This window comes from Saccharibacillus kuerlensis DSM 22868 (genome assembly GCF_000378145.1).
Taxonomy (GTDB): Bacteria; Bacillota; Bacilli; order Paenibacillales; family Paenibacillaceae; genus Saccharibacillus; species Saccharibacillus kuerlensis.
The window spans coordinates 18,372-36,061 of record NZ_KB899291.1 but is presented as its reverse complement, the minus strand read 5'-3'; the positions used below and the strand labels follow the sequence as shown (position 1 = coordinate 36,061).

Annotated in this window: 16 protein-coding genes; 8 read left to right on the top strand and 8 right to left on the bottom strand. The window is 53.3% G+C overall.

What is annotated here, in order from left to right; all coding sequences use genetic code 11:
• Positions 1-33 precede the first annotated feature (33 nt).
• Positions 34-366, bottom strand: coding sequence for an MTH1187 family thiamine-binding protein (locus F456_RS0114690; RefSeq protein WP_018977807.1), 333 nt, complete (start codon positions 364-366; stop codon positions 34-36).
• On the bottom strand, positions 348-548 hold the full coding sequence (locus tag F456_RS0114685; protein WP_018977806.1) for a hypothetical protein: 201 nt from the start codon (positions 546-548) through the stop codon (positions 348-350). Before F456_RS0114685 ends, F456_RS0114690 begins: the two co-directional genes overlap by 19 nt.
• A 188-nt stretch (positions 549-736) precedes the next feature.
• On the opposite strand from F456_RS0114685, the gene F456_RS0114680 reads away from it, so the two are divergent.
• From F456_RS0114680 to F456_RS0114650, 6 genes are all read left to right on the top strand, one after another.
• Positions 737-2,845 (top strand): anaerobic ribonucleoside triphosphate reductase, encoded by a 2,109-nt coding sequence (locus tag F456_RS0114680; RefSeq protein ID WP_018977805.1) that lies wholly within the window; start codon positions 737-739, stop codon positions 2,843-2,845.
• Positions 2,846-2,914: 69 nt separating this feature from the next.
• Entirely contained in the window at positions 2,915-3,442 is a 528-nt protein-coding gene (gene nrdG, locus F456_RS0114675) for an anaerobic ribonucleoside-triphosphate reductase activating protein (RefSeq protein WP_018977804.1), read from the top strand.
• Between the two features lie 333 nt (positions 3,443-3,775).
• The gene (locus tag F456_RS0114670; RefSeq protein WP_018977803.1) at positions 3,776-4,618 is read left to right on the top strand and encodes a TerC family protein; all 843 of its coding nucleotides are present in this window, start codon (positions 3,776-3,778) and stop codon (positions 4,616-4,618) included.
• A 273-nt stretch (positions 4,619-4,891) separates the two neighbouring features.
• Complete coding sequence (locus tag F456_RS0114665) at positions 4,892-5,344, top strand: IDEAL domain-containing protein (protein ID WP_018977802.1); 453 nt, start codon at positions 4,892-4,894, stop codon at positions 5,342-5,344.
• Positions 5,345-5,963: 619 nt separating this feature from the next.
• Positions 5,964-7,244 carry a serine--tRNA ligase gene (serS, locus tag F456_RS0114655; protein ID WP_018977800.1) on the top strand — a complete coding sequence of 427 codons (1,281 nt, stop codon included), beginning with the start codon at positions 5,964-5,966 and terminating at the stop codon, positions 7,242-7,244.
• Between the two features lie 274 nt (positions 7,245-7,518).
• Positions 7,519-9,105 (top strand): methyl-accepting chemotaxis protein, encoded by a 1,587-nt coding sequence (locus tag F456_RS0114650; protein WP_018977799.1) that lies wholly within the window; start codon positions 7,519-7,521, stop codon positions 9,103-9,105.
• Positions 9,106-9,264: 159 nt separating this feature from the next.
• Here the strand turns inward: F456_RS0114650 and F456_RS0114645 are convergent, their stop codons facing one another.
• Positions 9,265-10,923 carry a bifunctional ADP-dependent NAD(P)H-hydrate dehydratase/NAD(P)H-hydrate epimerase gene (locus F456_RS0114645; protein ID WP_018977798.1) on the bottom strand — a complete coding sequence of 553 codons (1,659 nt, stop codon included), beginning with the start codon at positions 10,921-10,923 and terminating at the stop codon, positions 9,265-9,267.
• Between the two features lie 56 nt (positions 10,924-10,979).
• Positions 10,980-11,612 carry an NAD(P)-dependent oxidoreductase gene (locus tag F456_RS0114640; protein WP_026293902.1) on the bottom strand — a complete coding sequence of 211 codons (633 nt, stop codon included), beginning with the start codon at positions 11,610-11,612 and terminating at the stop codon, positions 10,980-10,982.
• 253 nt (positions 11,613-11,865) lie between these two features.
• Between F456_RS0114640 and F456_RS0114635 the strand changes: the two genes are divergently transcribed.
• The gene (locus F456_RS0114635) at positions 11,866-12,801 is read left to right on the top strand and encodes a hypothetical protein (protein WP_018977796.1); all 936 of its coding nucleotides are present in this window, start codon (positions 11,866-11,868) and stop codon (positions 12,799-12,801) included.
• Positions 12,802-13,082: 281 nt separating this feature from the next.
• Here F456_RS0114635 and F456_RS0114630 read toward each other — a convergent pair whose 3' ends face one another.
• Together F456_RS0114630 and F456_RS0114625 are read right to left on the bottom strand one after the other, a co-directional pair.
• Positions 13,083-13,535: a DUF4385 domain-containing protein gene (locus F456_RS0114630; RefSeq protein ID WP_018977795.1), complete on the bottom strand. Its 453-nt coding sequence runs from the start codon at positions 13,533-13,535 to the stop codon at positions 13,083-13,085.
• A 36-nt stretch (positions 13,536-13,571) separates the two neighbouring features.
• Positions 13,572-14,633, bottom strand: coding sequence for a lactonase family protein (locus tag F456_RS0114625; protein WP_018977794.1), 1,062 nt, complete (start codon positions 14,631-14,633; stop codon positions 13,572-13,574).
• Between the two features lie 333 nt (positions 14,634-14,966).
• Between F456_RS0114625 and F456_RS0114620 the strand changes: the two genes are divergently transcribed.
• Positions 14,967-15,896: an ArsR/SmtB family transcription factor gene (locus F456_RS0114620; RefSeq protein WP_026293901.1), complete on the top strand. Its 930-nt coding sequence runs from the start codon at positions 14,967-14,969 to the stop codon at positions 15,894-15,896.
• Between the two features lie 78 nt (positions 15,897-15,974).
• Here F456_RS0114620 and F456_RS0114615 read toward each other — a convergent pair whose 3' ends face one another.
• Both F456_RS0114615 and F456_RS0114610 read right to left on the bottom strand, forming a co-directional pair.
• Positions 15,975-16,202: a hypothetical protein gene (locus F456_RS0114615; RefSeq protein ID WP_018977792.1), complete on the bottom strand. Its 228-nt coding sequence runs from the start codon at positions 16,200-16,202 to the stop codon at positions 15,975-15,977.
• A 79-nt stretch (positions 16,203-16,281) separates the two neighbouring features.
• A complete protein-coding gene (locus tag F456_RS0114610) occupies positions 16,282-17,688 on the bottom strand; it encodes a DUF4179 domain-containing protein (RefSeq protein ID WP_018977791.1) in 1,407 nt (468 codons plus the stop codon).
• Positions 17,689-17,690 lie beyond the last annotated feature (2 nt).

Here is a 17,690-nt window from a genome sequence, read left to right as displayed (position 1 = left end):
GCTCTTCAATTTGCAGTATTTTCCGCTCTGTTTTTACTCACCGCTCTGCCCAGTTCCGTCATGCTCGCTCAGCTTGGCACGAACCGAGGCCAGCTTCTGAATAGAGGAACCTTCCTTGTCCCGCCGGTCGTCGATCTTGATCGATGTCGATACCCGCTGCGCTCCCGACTCGAATGTATGTTCATGCAGCGCCTGCACCGCTTCCAGAATCCTGTCCAGCGGTCCTTCAATGATGGTGCTCATCGATGTCAGTTCGTATTGAATGCCTTCAAGGGTTTCCAGCTTTCGCTGCATGTTCGCCACGTAAGCGCTCAAGCTCGTTGTGCCCGTCCCGATCGGGATGATTGTCACTTCCGCAATTGCCATTTGCCCTTCCTCCTCCTGACGGACAGATCCTTGTCCGCTGCTTTTGTTGGTCTTTCCATTGTATACCCGTTTTGCCGCGAAATCGAATTTCCATTTATGGCGCGCCGCTGCCTATTCTCTTCCAAAATATCTTTTTCAACTTTGACAATTTGATTAAATTTTCGATGCAGCTTTATGTCCATTATGTGGCAGCTCCTCCTCACCTGCTTCACACCCACTATATATAGGTGTAAATTGAGCATGATAATTCTAAATATAGTATTGGGGAGCAGGTTCAGCATCTAAATTCCGAAACCATGCCAACCCTTTCCCCGCTCCACACGAATCGCCACTGCCTTACATCATACCGATCGAAAGGAATGAATCTACAATGAGCCCAACACTTTCTTTCTCTCCGCCATACAGCGAGCACGATATGCTTGAGGAAATCACCCGGCTTGGCCGGGACATCGCCGACAGTCTCGATACGGAGACGCTGCGGGAAAACGCCAACCTGAACGGAGACAGCTTTTCCGGCAAAATGAGCAAATTCGGCAGCGAATACGCCAAATGGTATGCCCGCCTTCACCTTCTCCCGAAGGAAGTGGAAGCAGCTATTCGCGGCAATACGGTCTACGTACACGATCTGGATCATTACGCGGTAGGGATGACCAACTGCATCTTTATCCCGTTCGATAAACTGCTTGCCCAAGGGTTCAGCACGGGAAACGGCGATCTGCGCACTCCTCAAACGATCATGACGGCGATGGCACTGACCGCGATCATTTTCCAATGCCAGCAAAATGCGCAGTACGGCGGCGTGTCGGCCAATAAGCTTGATCACGATCTGGCGCCTTATGTCGGCCGTTCGTTTCTGAAGCATTTCCGCAAAGGACTGGCGTATTTCGAAAGCTTCGCCGGAGAACGTTCAGAGCTCTCTGAGAGTCTATCCGATACGAAGTTGTACGATACAAACTGTTCCAATCACAATCTGACAAATACAGCCCCATTTAATGAAGCAAAAAACGCCGTTCCAGCCGACGAAGATATCCGTATAGACAATATAGAGCTGCGCGATCGCTACCCCCACGCTTACCGTTACGCCTACCAAGAGACGCGCCAGGAGACCTTTCAAGCGGCCGAAAGCCTTATTCATAACCTCAATACCATGTCGAGCCGCGGCGGCGGACAGATTCCGTTTACAAGTATCAATTACGGCACCTGCACCTCCAGCGAAGGCCGCCTTGTTATGGAGAGTCTGATGGAAGCGACGATGCGAGGTCTGGGACAGGGCCAGACGCCGATCTTCCCGATCCAAATCATCAAATGTAAAAAAGGCGTCAATCAGCAGCCCGGCGAGCCCAACTACGATCTGTTCCTGAAAGCGATCGAATGCTCAACCAAGCGGCTGTATCCGAACTTCGCCAATCTGGACGCACCGATCAATCTTGAACATTACATACCGGGCGATCCCGATACGGAATTTGCGACAATGGGATGCCGCACGCGTGTCATCGCGGATCGGTTCGGCCGCAACCACTTGTCGGGCAAAGGCAATCTCTCATTCAATACGATCAACCTGGTGAAGCTCGGTATTGAAAACGGCATTGTGCTTGGAGCTCGCAATCAGGCGGATGAAGCAGGCTTCTACGCCATGCTGGACGAAGCGCTGAATATCGCACTAGCCGGACTGCTTCACCGCTACCGGATTCAGGCCAGTCAACCGGCTAAGGCCTCCGACTTCATGATGCGCGAAGGCGTCTGGGAAGGCGGCGAAGCATTGGGACCGGACGACCGGGTCGAAGTGCTGCTTAAGCACGGCAGTCTGTCTATCGGCTTTATTGGCATTGCGGAAGCCATGAAAGCCATGTACGGCAAACATCATGCGGAAGACGACGAGGTCTATACAAAAGCGTTGGAGATTGTCCGCCATATGCGGGCTTTCTGCGACGCAATGAGCGACAAACACAACTTGAACATCACTCTGTTTGCCACCCCCGCCGAAGGGCTGTCAGGCAAGTTCACGAAGAACGATGCCGCGCAGTACGGTTCGATTCCCGGCGTCACGGATCGTCCATATTACACCAACTCTTTTCATGTGCCGGTCTATTACCCGACCACAGCTGCACGCAAGATTTCGCTGGAAGCGCCGTTCCACGAACTATGCAGCGCCGGAGCCATCTCATACATCGAGCTGGACGGCAGCGTACGCAGCAATCCGGAGGCGTTTCGCAAAATCGTCACTTACACACTAGAGCAGAACGTTAGCTACTTCAGCATCAACCATCCGATCGATCGCTGCACGTCCTGCGGTTACGAAGGCATTATCGGCGCATCCTGCCCGTCCTGCGGATGTCTGGAAACCGAAGTCCATATCTCCCGGCTGCGCCGCGTAACGGGCTACCTGACAGGCGACTACCAGACCCGCTTCAACGGAGCCAAACAGGCGGAAGTACGAGATCGAGTCAAGCACACGGGATCTTCGCAGCCGCCGCAGTAATTGCAATAATTGCAGCAACCGAAGTAGTCGAAGTCGTTTACCAAGCCTGAAAAAAAGGAGGTCATACGCATGAATATCTGCGGATATTATCCCGAATCCATCAATGAAGGTGAAGGACTGCGCGCTTCCGTCTTCATCAGCGGCTGCCGGCATGGCTGCCCCGGCTGCTTCAGCACGCGCACTTGGAATTTCAATTACGGCGAGCCTTTCGACCGGAATTGGCAGCAGCGGATTATTCGCGAAATGGCGGACAATCCGCTGCTGGACGGATTGACGCTAGCCGGGGGCGACCCGTTCTTCTCCGCGCGTGAAGCTGCCGCCTTTGTCGATCTGGCACGTGAAAGCATCCCGACTCTCGATGTCTGGCTGTACACCGGTTATACCTTCGAACAGCTCGCGAGTATGCCCGGTTCCAATGAGTACGAATTGTTGAAGCGCGGACAAGTGCTTGTCGACGGAAAGTTCATGCAGCAACTGCGCGACGTATCGCTGCTGTACCGGGGCAGCTCCAACCAACGTCTGATCTGCATTCCCGAAAGTTTGAAACATGGTAAGGTTGTCTTATGGGACAGAACAGCATCGCGATCTTCCCTATAAATCCAGTTCCGCCTTTTCCTGTTGACAGACCGAAGGTCTATCCCTTAATATGAAGTTAAATTTATGGAAGACCCAATAACTGAATACTTGATCTTTCCTTAACCGGGTAAGAGGGAGTAGCTTTTACATCAAAGTCGTCAATACGGGAGCATATCCCCGGCTTTGTTGGCAACCATCGTTGTTAGCGAGACTTTTACCGCTTCAGGTTACGTTTGTTTGTGTGCACCTACACAATCGTAACCTTTGGCGGTAAAAGTCTCTTTTGTTTTATTGGGGGCTTTTCATGGATAAAGATAAGGGAGTACAATCCCACACCCAAAAGGAGAGAAGCACATGGATTTGTCGTTGGCGCTGGAATACGGATGGGTACTGCTCGTACTCATCGCGCTGGAGGGTCTGCTTGCCGCAGATAACGCGCTCGTACTGGCTATTATGGTTAAACCTCTGCCGGAAGAACAGCGCAAGAAAGCTTTGTTCTACGGTCTTCTTGGAGCGTTCGTGCTTCGTTTCGGCTCCCTGTTCATCATTTCGTTCCTCGTGGACGTATGGTGGATTCAGGCGATCGGCGCAGCTTACCTGCTGTTCATATCGTTGAATCATATTATTAGGGCGTTCCGAAACAAGAAATCTGAAACCGACGAAGCGGAAGAGTCCGCGGAAGGCAAAGGCGTCGGCAAGAAACAAGTCAGTTTCTGGGGCGTTGTCCTTAAAGTCGAAATTGCGGATCTTGCGTTCGCAGTCGATTCCATTCTCGCAGCCGTAGCTCTCGCGGTGGCACTGCCTCCGACAAACTGGGGCACCATCGGCGGCTTGGATTCCGGACAATTCGCAGTTATCTTCGCAGGCGGCTTTATCGGTCTCGTTATCATGCGTTTTGCAGCGAACCTGTTCGTTGGACTGCTTCACTCCCGCCCGGGCCTTGAAACGGCAGCTTTCGTTATTGTCGGCTGGGTCGGTGTAAAGCTCGGTATGCATACGCTGGGCCATGAAGCTATCGGCGTCGTACCACATGATTTTGTTGAAGGAACGATCTGGAAGACGACCTTCTACATTGTTCTTGTGGCGATTGCACTGATTGGCTGGTTCACTTCGAAAAAGGTTGAAGAGAAAACGCATGAAGATCCGGTTCGCGAAGTTGAAGAGCAGGCGAAGAAGCTGCCTAATCTCGACAAATAATCTCATAGCCTACCACTTCCCAGTACCGAAAGGTCCTTTCTAGGACTCTTCGGTACTTTTTTTATGCGTGAAAATTGGTGCGTATCGGAACATCTTCCTATTAATCTTTTACGAGTAGATTTTGCGAAATCATTTTAAAAAAAACTATAAACTTTCAAATCCCTGCACCGATAAATAATTCAAGAAGACAAAACAACAAAAATCGACAAAGTCATTCACCCAACGATAAACAAATGATCAACCACAAATACTGAAGAGAGAGGTGCAGCAGTCATGATCAAGCTGAATACACAAGGAATTATGGAAATTCTCAACAAACAAATTACGAGATTTTTTGAAGCGGAGCCTGTTCTGCTCGAACTAACTCGCGATATCCAAAACGGTCAGGACATGGAAGCCGGACAGACGCTGCACTTCTCCAACCCACACTACTGGGTTAAAGTTATGGACTGCTCCTTCGAAAGCTATGTTAGACCGGTTATCCTCTGCGAAGTGATCTACTTCCTGAAGAAAGAATATATGGACGCTGATGTTGAAGTAAATGTCGACTTTGACCTTTCCGAGAATGCTGAAGAGCGCATTACGATCTCCGCCAACATTACTTTCAACGACCAGGTCGAATTGGAACGCGGCGAACTCAACAACCTGATCGATCTCGCACTGCAGTTGAAGGACAGAGAGTGGTTCGAGGAACTGACAAACCGTTACAACGGGATCACCGCTTAATATCAAGCTTCACTCCGGATCAAGCCGGACTCAAGAGAATCGTTTGGACACATTTTTCAAACCATAAATTCAACAAAACCGGACACCCTTTCTCCCTTTATTACATGTCCGCCAAAGCTTATGTTCCTGCTTTCTCACCTTAGGGTGTTCCGCGGCTTCCCGGCCGGTACTCTTCTTCCAGACTTCACTTCCGTTTGCTGGGACCCGCTTCATCATATCTTTCTCCTTCTCTTCCGATGTACCCTCCCCACTCTATGCAGCAAGGTACATCTCCAGGCTCCGGATTCCCCCGAATCCGGGCCTTTTTTGTATGATCAGGGTTGACGCTCCCTACTTGCGGCTTTATACTTGGAATCACAATTTGAGAACAGACCATGCCGATGAAGAGAATCCAACTCCGAGGCGTTTTCGTCAAGATTCCGCAGAACGTTAGCATCGCCTGCAGGACATCCTAAGTCAACCGGTATTCGCCCGTTATCGCGATACTCCAGAGCGGATCGTTCCTTGTGAACGGTCAAGTTGGGTGGCACCGCGAGCGTAAATGATACGCCCCTCGTCCCAAACGAGAGGGCGTTTTTGCGTTTTTTTAACCCAATTACTCAGAGGAGCGTGTACGAACATGATGGACATTCGGAATATTCGGGAACGGGCGGCGGAATTTCAGGCGGCTGCGGATGGCAAAAAGATTACGATATCGATTGTGGAACTGTTAGAGACAGATGAGCGCAGGCGAGAGCTGGCCGGACAAGCCGAAGATCTTCGTGCACGGCGCAACCGCCGCAGTGCAGCGATCGGAGCAAAATTAGCTTCGGGAGAACAGCAGGAAGCAGCTCTTGAAAAGGAACAGATTCGTGCGGACAAAGCGGAACTTGCGGCGATTGAAGCCGAATTGGACACTGTTCTTCAGCACTATCGCGATCTGATGGATCTCGTACCGAATCTGGTCTCGGCCGATACGCCTCCCGGCGCTTCGGACGATGACAATGTGACGGTGCACGTAAGCGGACAGCCTCCTGAGTTCGATTTTGAGCCGCGGGATCATATCGAACTCGGCGAACTGCACCAACTGTTCGATATCGAGCGTGGTGTCAAAGTAGCCGGAGCACGCAATTATTTCCTTAAAGGCGATGGATTGAAACTGCAGCGTGCCGTTCAGCAGTTGGCACTCGATCTGTTGGAGGAACGAGGCTTTACCGGCATGGACGTGCCTCTAATAGTCCGGACCAAAGCTATGCGAGACACCGGATTTTTCCCGACCGGTCAGGACCAGGCTTATCGAATCGAAGGAGAAGATGCTTGGCTGGTCGGGACTTCGGAAGTTCCGCTGATCGCCTATTTTGCGGATGAAACGCTGGATATGAAGGAGCCGATCAGAGTTGCCGGAGTCTCGACCTGCTTCCGGAGCGAAGTCGGTTCGGCCGGACGAGATGTGCGCGGGTTGTACCGGGTTCATCAGTTTGCCAAAGTCGAACAAGTTATAATCTGCCGAGGCGACGCCGAGGAATCGGAACGCCTGCTTCAGGAAATGACGCGCAACGCCGAAGATCTGCTGGACCTGCTTGAACTTCCATACCGCAAAGTGGCCGTTTGTATCGGAGACATGTCGCAGAAAAATTTCAAACAGTATGATATCGAGACCTGGATGCCCAGCCGGAACGCCTATGGAGAGACCCACTCGTCGTCTAATGTGGGCGACTTCCAAGCACGGCGCGCCGGACTTCGCTACCGAGGCGAAGACGGCGCCATGCATTACTGCCACACGTTGAACAATACGGCTGCCGCAGTCCCTCGCCTGCTAATTCCACTGCTGGAAAATCATCAGCGGGAAGACGGCTCGATCTATCTGCCTCCGGCACTTCGCCCTTATATGGGAGGCCGTGAATTTCTAACTGCGCCGTAGACGGAAATGCCTTTAATCTGCATTGCGGAATAATACACGCCGCTTCCCTTCCCTGGGATCATTAGTTTAATCAAACGGCCCTTTATCCATCATTTGATGGGTGAAGGGCCGTTTTCCTTTTGGCAGAACTGGTTTTTTCAATCCTGAAAAATATATTTTTTTACATTTGTTTGAGAATGGTATCAAAAAAGATTGTCTTCCTGACGAAAAAGCATATATACAATGAACTATAAAATATGTGTCCTAGGACTCAATAATAAGACGGAGTGATATTATGCAGTGGTTCAGAAATCGAAAGATTTTCACGAAATTAATGGTTGTCGTTATGGCTTTGACCCTGCTTACCGCAGGGGTAGGATTGTATGGTCTCAGCAACATCAATTTGATGCGTGACAATCTCAATAAGCTTTACAGTGAAAACATGATGCCAATCCGTCACCTGGCGGCCACCGAAAGTGCGCTGTTGAAGCTTCGCATCACTTCACGAGACATCGCCATTGCCAGTACACAGGCCGAGAAGAATGAAATTGCCGAAACGATCGCTCCGCTGATTGAAGAGGTAACGGCAAGCATCGACGCTTACCGATTGATCCAGATGACACCGGAAGAGGCTGCCCTGCTGGCCGATTTCGATAAAAATTGGTCTGAATATCAGGAAGTTTACGGGAAAGCTATTGAACTCGCCGAGACATCGAACAGTTCGGCTTTCCAGATATACGTGGCTGAGGAAGTTGCAGCCGTCAGCACTCTGGTCTACGAATCTATCGAACAGCTCGGTACGCTTAACGAAAACCTGGCGGCCGAAGCCGACGCTTCTTCCAAAGCCGATGTTGCTCGTGCTTCGTTCTGGACCATGATTATTATCGCAGCTTCGCTTGTTGTCGGACTGCTGCTCGTCGCTCTGGTCACAACGATGATCAGCACTCCGGTCAAACGGATCAATGATGTATTGAAAAAGATTGCCGACGGCGATCTGCGCGAGACATCCAATTACACAGCCAAAGACGAGATTGGCGAGCTGTCCCTGTCCGTAAGCAAGATGGCCGACACGCTGTCCTCCCTGATTGGCGGCATTCAGGATTCTGCCCAGAACGTCGCTGCCTCCTCGGAGCAAATCTCGGCCAGCACTCAGCAGATTGCCAGCGGTACGTCCGTGCAGATGGAGTCGGCACGCTCGATCAATGAGCTGTTCCAGGACATGGTAACCGCCATCGAAGATGTAGCCAAAGGCGCGGAAGACGCGGCTGAGCTGTCGAATGCCACGGTTGAAATGGCACATTCCGGCGGAGAAACCATTCAGCTTGCCCTGCACAGTATGGAAGATGTAACCGAACAGGTCGGCAAGCTTGAAGAACACTCGACCAAGATCGGTGACATTATTGGCGTAATCGACGACATCTCTGCGCAAACCAACCTGCTTGCACTGAACGCGGCTATTGAAGCTGCACGTGCCGGCGAATCGGGTCTGGGCTTTGCCGTAGTCGCGGACGAAGTCCGCAAGTTGGCGGAACGCAGCGGCGCAGCTACGAAAGAAATTACGACCATCATCCGCTCTATGCAGTTCAATATTGGGAAGAGCGTAGAAGCTGTCAATTTGAATCTGCAGCAGTCGGAAGAATCCGGACGCGCATTCAACGATATCATTGAGCGTGTAGGCAGCACATCGCTCAAGGTCAACGGCATTGCTGCTGCCAGCGAAGAACAATCCGCTCAAGCTACCGAAGTGATGCAGACGCTTCAGGGCATTACAGCCGCCAGTGAAGAATCGGCAGCGGCCAGCGAACAGACTGCGGCTTCTTCCCAGGTGCTTGCACAGCTTGCGGATCAACTGCATCTGTCTGTCTCGAAATTCCGCGTATAAATAGATGATGCAGCAGGTACAGCAGTTTCAGATTACCTATAAGCAGACATTTTAAGTCTTTGAACCAAGAAAGCCGGCTTTCCCTCCAAAAGGGAAAAGCCGGCTTTTCTTCATATCCGCTGCTCTGTACGAACTGTTTAATTAAATATACAATCCTTCTTACAGCGCTTCGATAACGTCTCCAGCCAACAGCGAAGAAGGATGTTCTCTCAGCTCCGCGGCACGCTCGCCGGCACGTCCGTGCAGATATACGCCGAATGAAGCCGCCTGCAGCGGCGAGAGCTTTTGGGCGATTAAGCCTGAAATGGCTCCCGTCAGTACGTCTCCGGTGCCGCCGGTAGACATTCCGGGATGACCGGTCGTATTTACAAAGACCGTTCCGTCCGGCGAAGCAACAACCGTACGGGCTCCTTTCAGGACAAGCGTGACGCCGTATTCGGCAGCATACTTGCGTGCCGCCCCGATCCGGTCTCTCTGCAGTTCGGCGGTCGGTATCCCAAGGAGACGGCCCATCTCGCCGGGGTGCGGCGTCAGGACGACGTTTTCCCGTCTACCCCAATCTTTCAATGCGCCGCCTGCGTCGGCCAAAATGTTCAGACCGTCGGCGTCAATCACAAGCGGAACATCCGAACCGGTCCACAACTCCTTCATCCAATCCATATCGCCGTCGAATCGGCCGAGCCCGGGACCAACGGCAAGGACGTCCATCCTCTCCGCCAGCTTCAAGATCGTACCGGCGGAATCGCGTCTCCAAGCATCGCCTTCCGCTGCTTCGGCTACCATCAATTCAGGCACATGACCCACGATATTCGGCAGCAGCGCTTTCGGCAGCGCCCATGTCACCAGCCCGCTGCCGATACGCAGTGCGGCGCGCGAAGCCATAAAGCCGGCACCGCTCATCAAGCGGCTGCCGCCGACAACCAGTACATGGCCGTAAGTTCCTTTATGACTGTCCTCTGCGCGTTTACGTGACGTATCGATCCCCAGCGTGACACGAAGCGAACGCTCGGTAATCAAGTAAGTATCCGAACGTTCTTCGATCCGTGAAGAAGCCAGCTGCGGAATACCGACTGCCCGCACCTTGACCTCACCGGCAGCTTCCGCTCCGGGGTACTGCACCAGTCCTGCTTTGAGAAAAGCGATACATACGGTGCGCACTGCCCGAATACAAGCTTCCGGCGTCTGTCCCGTGTCCGCGTCAAGACCACTCGGCACGTCAGCGGCTACGATAGGCAGCCCGCTCCCGTTGGCGGCCTTGATCAGCCCGGCATACGGTTCGCGCGGTTCTCCGCTTGCCCCGACGCCCAGCAGGGCATCGACGAGACCTGTATACGGGGTGAAATCCGCTGCAGCTGGGTTTTGGCCCGTCTCCAATATCAGAATGCCGGATCGCCGTACCGCTTCAAATTGTACGGCGGCTTCCTCCGTGAAGCGATCTGGAGACTCGGCACAGAGAATCGACACCCGGACACCGGCATCCTGCAGGTAACGTGCGGCCGCCAAACCATCGCCTCCATTATTGCCTTTGCCGGTCAGAATAAGCCAATGCTCGCGCTCAGCTCCGTCAAAAGGTGCGATCAAGTCATCCTCAAATATCGGATTGTCCGAAGTTACCCCGCGCTTGAGCGAACCGTCCGGCCGTGTACCCGCCCCTGTTCTCCCGTCTTCGGCCATCCCCCGGCGGCTGCGGCATAAATCCAACACTTCTTCGGCAACTGCCCGGCCTGCGGATTCCATCAGTGCCAAAGCAGGAATGCCCAGCTCATCGATTGTGTAGCGGTCAATCTGTTTCATCTGCTGCGCCGTTACGATTTGCATGGTCGGATCACTCTCCTTTTCAGGTCACGATCGTCTTCTGCGCGCCGTGCAGCCGTTTAATAAGCTACTGTGAAGCGCGAACGGATAAAGTTCGGGTCGTCCAGCTCATCGATGATCGCTGCCGCGAAATCTTCGACGCTGATCCGGCTGTGCCCTTCGTCGTCCGTGACAAGCAGTGTCGTTCCGATACGGAAATTGCCGGTGCGTCTTCCTGGCTCAATCCATGCCGCCGGGCTGACATAGGTCCATTCCAGATCGCTCTGCGCAAAAATGTCGTAAGCGTCGGCATGCGCCTGGGCCAGCGGAAGCAGCTCTTCCGGGTAATCCGGGCTGTCCATCAGCCGGACGCCCGGCGCTGTCAGCAGTGTGCCCGAACCTCCTGCAATAATGAGGCGGCTTACGCCTGCCTCGCGTGTACCTTCAATAATCAGGCGCGCCGCTTCCGGAAGAAGCGGACCCTCGCCCGGTTCCGAACCGAATGCACTCAGAACCGCGTCGCAGCCCACAGCCGCAGAAGCGATTGCTCCAGGCGCCAGCAGGTCACCCGTACGGATATGAAGTGCCGCATGTTCTTCGTTAAACAGCGACGGATCTCTCAGCAGCACCGTCACCTCACACTTCCGTTTCAGAGCTTCCTTCACAATGTGGCGGCCGACTGGGCCTTCTGCTCCAAGCACCAATATCTTCATCATTTCCATTATTATTTCCCGTCCTTTCATTTGGCCTCCTACAGCCGTTTTTTTGCCGGTTCGGCTTCCTTATTGTTATACCCGTTTCCCCGACGATCGGACCTTCGTCCACCTTCGCATATTGTCCCCGCGTCCCGAATTGTACCCGTGCCCGAACGCTTTGTCCATGAATTCGCTTTATTGCAGCTTGAAGAGCCCGCATGCTTGTGTAATAGTGGAGAGGACAGGTTATGCGAGAGGAAGGCGAATCGAAATGGAAACGTACGTCTGGTTGGCAACAGCCGCGTTTGCGATATGGATCTACGAGCAGACCCGCCGGGCTATGAGCCGGCGCGCTGCAAGCCGCGAAAGGCGTCTTCGCGCAGCGCTGGAATCGCTGGGAATGGCAGCTGCCGCGCTTGATGAAGCGCTTGCTGTACCGGGTTCGGCACCTTCGGCCGCACTGCAGAGTCGGCTTCGGGAACGACTGCTGCTCTGTCAGGGCATGCAGGGATTTGCATCGGAACTGGACGGCCAGTTGGCCCTGTATTTGCACGAAGGAGGTTCGACACGTCTGCCGCTGCTGCATGAGGCGCTGCACCGTGAATTGGAACGGACTCGTCACGAGCTCGGTGTGCTGCTCGAGATGGAAGAACGGCCATCCTGGGGCGGCGGATTCCTGCGCCTGCTGAAGCCGGCACTTGTGCCGGCACTGCTGGCGGCCGCTGGAGCCGCCGGTTGGCAGTTCGCCCGGGAGCCGGAGATCGACGGCTCCTCGTGGCTGCCACTGTGCCGCCTGCTCTCCTGGCTGCTGGCGGCACTGCTCGCCGCCCGGCTGCTTGAGCCGGGCTATCGGGCCGAACGGCCCGTGCTGCGGCGCGTCGTGCCGCTCCTGGCAGCCGCTCCGGCGCTGCTGAACCTGCCGCTGAATGCGGAAGCGGCGCCCTGGCTGCTCGCCGCGCAGTTCGTGCTGGCGGCGTTCGGTTTCCGGGCGCTGCGGCATGTCGACGCCAAGCGGCGCGAACGGCCCTATGCTGGCCTCTCGCCGCAGCTGCATCCGGCAGAAGCGGTGCCGCAGCTTCCCTCCTCTGCCAAGTGGAGCGCTGAAGAAGAATATACCGCGCCTCTCGGTCCGCGCGGTACCTCTTCACAGGAAGCCGCCTCCACCTCTGCCAGCAGCGAGACGAAGACGGTGTTTGCGCCCCGTTGAATACAGCGGAATGATTCGAACCCCGTGCTCGGGTTACAACAGTACATCAGCCTACCGTACATAGCCGATCTTCGGCATTAAGACCAATTTGCAGGCCGCAGATCCGCACCGGGTACGGCATATGGCAGCAAGGCCGGTTTGCAGCTCAGGACTGCAAATTAACATTGAGTACGACAGCAAGGCCGGGAGCATTGTGCTCACCGGCCTTTTTGCCCCCTTTAACTACTTTGTATCTCTTTAACTGAACGACGCTGCATTAAAATCCAATACTTTCACAACTATCATTGCTCGTATTTTGACCGATGCTCCTCCATCATGCGTATATAATCCGGGTCCGTTTTCGCTCGTTCCCATGCTTCTTTGAAGATCGCCGCCGACTCCGCCTTCTGCGGATCGCCTTTGCGAATCGACAGACTCCCATTCTCCGCGTATTTTCTTCCGCCTTTGTAATTCGTATAACGCCGTGCCCTTGTATAGCCCATCTGCAAAAACTTCCGCGCCATGTCCATCCCTATAAAGTCGCCTTCTTCCTTATAGGTTAAAAACATCGCATAGATCTTCTCCGATGATTCGCGCGCGATATCCGGTGTCTTGAAGCGCCAATGCGGCAAAATTTCATTTTTGTAAGGCTGAACGAGCAAGACGCCCTGCTCGCCTCGTCCCACCCTATACAGTTCAGGATGTTTCCTCAGGTCAAGCTGCTCGTAGTCGAGATCGTAATCGAACTTCTTCATCGCCTGTCCTCCTTTTTCACCACAGAAACGTCCGATTCAGTGCTTGATTTCCGGGAGAGGACATATGCAGACCGGACGGTTCAGAGCAAGCGAATATCCAGTCGGGGTCAACCTGCCGTCTTCCTCGCCGATGGCAAAAGATACAACGCTGCCGCTCTCCTGATTGGCCACCAATAAGAAACCGTCCATAATAGCGAAGTGACGCGGAATTTGTCCTCCCGACGGCACTCGTTCAACCAACGTCAGCCTTCCACTATCGGAGTTCACTTCAAATTGAGTGATGCTGTCGTCTCCGCGGTTCGACACGTACACAAATCTTCCGCAGGGCGATACGGCCGCATGCGCAGCCGTATTGTTCGGGTCCGCCGCCCGATCTTCAGGCAGCAGCAGTTCGCGCTGCATCACCTTGAGTCGGCCGCTTGGCGGGTCATACTCGAAGGCTGTTACCGTGTTATCCAGCTCTCCGGATACGTAGGCCCATCTGCCGCTTGGATGAAAAACGAATGTTCTCGGCCCTGTGACCGGCGGCAGCTCGGTATCGTCCTGCTTGAACAGACGCTCGTCTTCCAACGTATACTTCACAATCCGGTCGGCGCCAAGGTCGGCTGCAAACAGAAATACACCATCGGGCGAAGACACGAATGAGTGAGGATGCGGGCCTTCCTGTCTTTCGTTATTGGGTCCCTCGCCCGCATGCTGGACTCTGCTTGCCTGCTCTAACAAGCCTCGGTCTCGGATTGCAAGCGCCACAACGCAGCCGCCGTAATTGGCCGCCAACAGCGTGCGTCCATCCGGCGTCGTATCGACGAAGCATGGCGATATCCCTTCTGAAGGCTTGCGGTCATACAGACGCAGCTCGCCGTTTTCCGAATCAATGGTATAAACAAAAATTTCGCCGTATTCTTTTTCGCTCACGGCATATATGTTTTCGAGTTCAGCACTCGCTCTCAAATATGAAGGATTTTCGATACCGCTTATACCAGAGACAACGTGCATTTCTCCGCTGCTTCGATCCAACGTACAATGGAACAAACCTTCCTCTTCTTGCGAGGCGTAAGTTCCTACGTAAAAATGTTTTTTTCCGTCGACTGCCGTCATATCTTCATTCTCCTTTTTCGCAGCTTCACCTTATAAAGCCGCTTTATGCTTCATTATTAACGAGAAGAACTCCGTTCTGAAACCAATTCGCTAAAATTCGCCTATATTCGATAAATGCTAGACTGATTTTCCGCTATTAACGCCGATTAGCAGAAGTTGTATTTCCTATAGCCTTGCAGCTCCTACGGCTGCTGGGCTTGGTTTTTACGAAATAAGTTCTTAACTCGTGCTTTTGAACGTTCGGCATTATATACTGGTAGGAAGACGCCGGGCGTGCTCACGCATGCCTTAACTTATCGGAAAGTTGAAAATTATTGCTATTTGGAGGAAGCCATGGAACTGGATATTACCGAACAATCGCTGCCGGTTTACGAGGCACTCGCCAGCAAAGTTCGTCTCAATCTGTTGGCGCTGCTCGCTGAACGGCCAATGAATGTGCGCGAGCTGGCCGAAGCATCGGGACTCAGCAGCGCGATCATGACCATGCATGTGCGCAAGCTGGAGACAGCCGGATTGATTCGCACGGAGCGAATGTCCGGACGGGGCGGCGCGCGCAAAGTCTGCTCGCTGGCCGAGGACCGGATCGAAATCATTTTGCCGAAAGCGGGCAGCGACCGACGCTCCGTTCATCCGGTCAATGTGCCGATCGGCCATTTTACAGACTGGGAGGTTCATCCGACCTGTGGTCTCGCTACGACAGAGAAGATGATCGGTCAGTTCGACGATCCCCGATTTTTCTTGTCACCGGAAAGGGTAAGCGCCTCTATTCTCTGGTTTGGACAAGGTTTCGTTGAATATCGCGCCCCAAACTTCCTGCTTTCGAGTCAAACGCCGGAGGAACTGGAGATTTCTATGGAAATTTCATCCGAGGCGCCGGGAATTGATGAGAACTGGCCGTCCGACATCACATTCCACCTGAACGGAGTCGAACTCGGTACATGGACAAGCCCGGGCGATTACGGAGCGCGGCGCGGCAATTTGACCCCTGCCTGGTGGCCGAATGATATTAATCAATATGGGCTGCTGAAAAGACTCAAGATCGACCGCAGCGGTACTTATATGGACGGGACACCGCTGTCTTCCGTTACGCTCGACCAGATATCGCCGTCGAGCAAAGAATGGAAATTCCGTATCGGCGTACGCGAAAATGCACAGCATGTGGGCGGCGTTACGTTATTCGGAAGCGGCTTTGGCAATTATAATCAGGACATCTTATTCCGGCTCTATTATCGGGATGCGCTGAGACCAGACTCTCAAGGTTAACACCCTATAGTCTATAATCACTTGCAGCACACCGCTTTCCAGCCTGGACATATCGGATACAAAAACGAACTCGCGGCATTATTCCTCATATGCCTCGAGTTCGTTTTGCAATTCACCAAGTTCTTTTTGCGCCTGCTCCAATTCGGCTCTCAGATCGACCATCCGCTCTTCCGATCCGCCTGTAGTCGCTTCGATTTCCCCGTGCAGCCGCTCTACTCGGTCATTCAACTCGCCGATCCGATATTCCAGATGCGCAATATTTGAAGAAGTGCCGGCTTGCGAACTGCCTCGCTGCGAATAGGTCATATTTCCGCTCCTCTTTTCGTTTTTTATTACTATAACGAAAGTTGGTCTGAGGGGCAATCGTCAATGTTGGGCGTCCGGATCAATCGATTCGGATTCGAGCCGCTTCCAGAATCGGGTTCGGATAACTTTGGATGGTGAAGGTCAGCGGCTGCGGCAGCTTTTCTTCACCGATATCGAAGTAGCTAAACGTTTCCGCTTCCGTCTCGTTCATGCTACCGGTCGAACCTCCGCGATGACCCTCGGATTCCATATCGTGCTGCTTCCCACTTCCGTCTTCAAACACGCTGTCGAGCAGCATATTACTGGCTAGGCCGGACACATGTGCGCCGGTTCTTTTGATTGCAATCACTCCTTTGCCGTATCTCGGTCCCGCCGGCTCCACTCCGGTTTTATCATCGGGCGCCTCCAATACCCGCATGGTCTCGGTATCGATAACGAGTTTAAGCTTCTCGCGCTCCAGCGCCGAGATTCCGTCGATTTCGAGCGTGACCGAATCGACATTCTCCGGAACAGCCCCGGTGAAATGTATCGACTCTCCCCCGTCCAATTCCCCTATTGAAAAAGAACTGTCCGAGATCAATTCCATAGTTCTCCCATCATGTACAATGGACAATCTCGGACGAATGACATTGAATATCTTTTTGGCGTTATTATCGTCGTAAGCGATATCGACATAAGTCCCAATTGGTGTCAACAAAGTGCGCAGAACATGAATCTGCTGACCGTCTACGGTAAGAACCCGGTCATATTCCAATGTGCGCTCTTTGGCGACCAGCATACTCGGATTCCATTCAAACGGCAAGCTGATTTCTGTCCGGTATTTATAGCTGCTGGACAGAAGTGCCTCGGGGGTATCGGTCGTGACGATCAGGTTGAGCGCTGCGGCTGATGAATACTCGATATCTCCATTCAATATAACGGACACGATCTCATACGAAGTTTCGCCCGATGCTACCCGTCTGTCGCCGCTGTACGAACTGCCCATTGCGTATCCCGGCTCCTCGTACTCAACCGCAGCGTTATCCAAAAGCGCCGCATTTGCGGAATCATTCTTCACGCTGTACAGCAGAATCATTGACCGACTGTCCGCTACAGCTCCGTGCAGAGTGACGGTATACCCATTTTTTTCTACCGCTGCCTCAAGAGGTTGAATTTCTCCACGGTTCAACGCGCCGGTCAGCATAGTATCATTTTCCGCACTTTCCCGAAACACTTCGAACTCTCCCCAATCTCGCTGAACGGAAGCCGTAGGATCACCCGCCATATTCCCTGCAGGCTGCAGAGCAGCAAAAGTCAGCAGCAGCGCCGCCGCAAAGGCAAGCACTCCGCCGGAGGCATAGAAGAACGAGCGGCGGCGAGCCCGTAGCTTGCCTTCGCGGATTCCTCTTCGCACCGCTGAATCCAGCTTGGCACGGGACATTCCGGCCGCCTGATCACTGTTGACCTCGGCATCGCTCCGCAACATTTTTTGTACTTTTTCGTCCATTT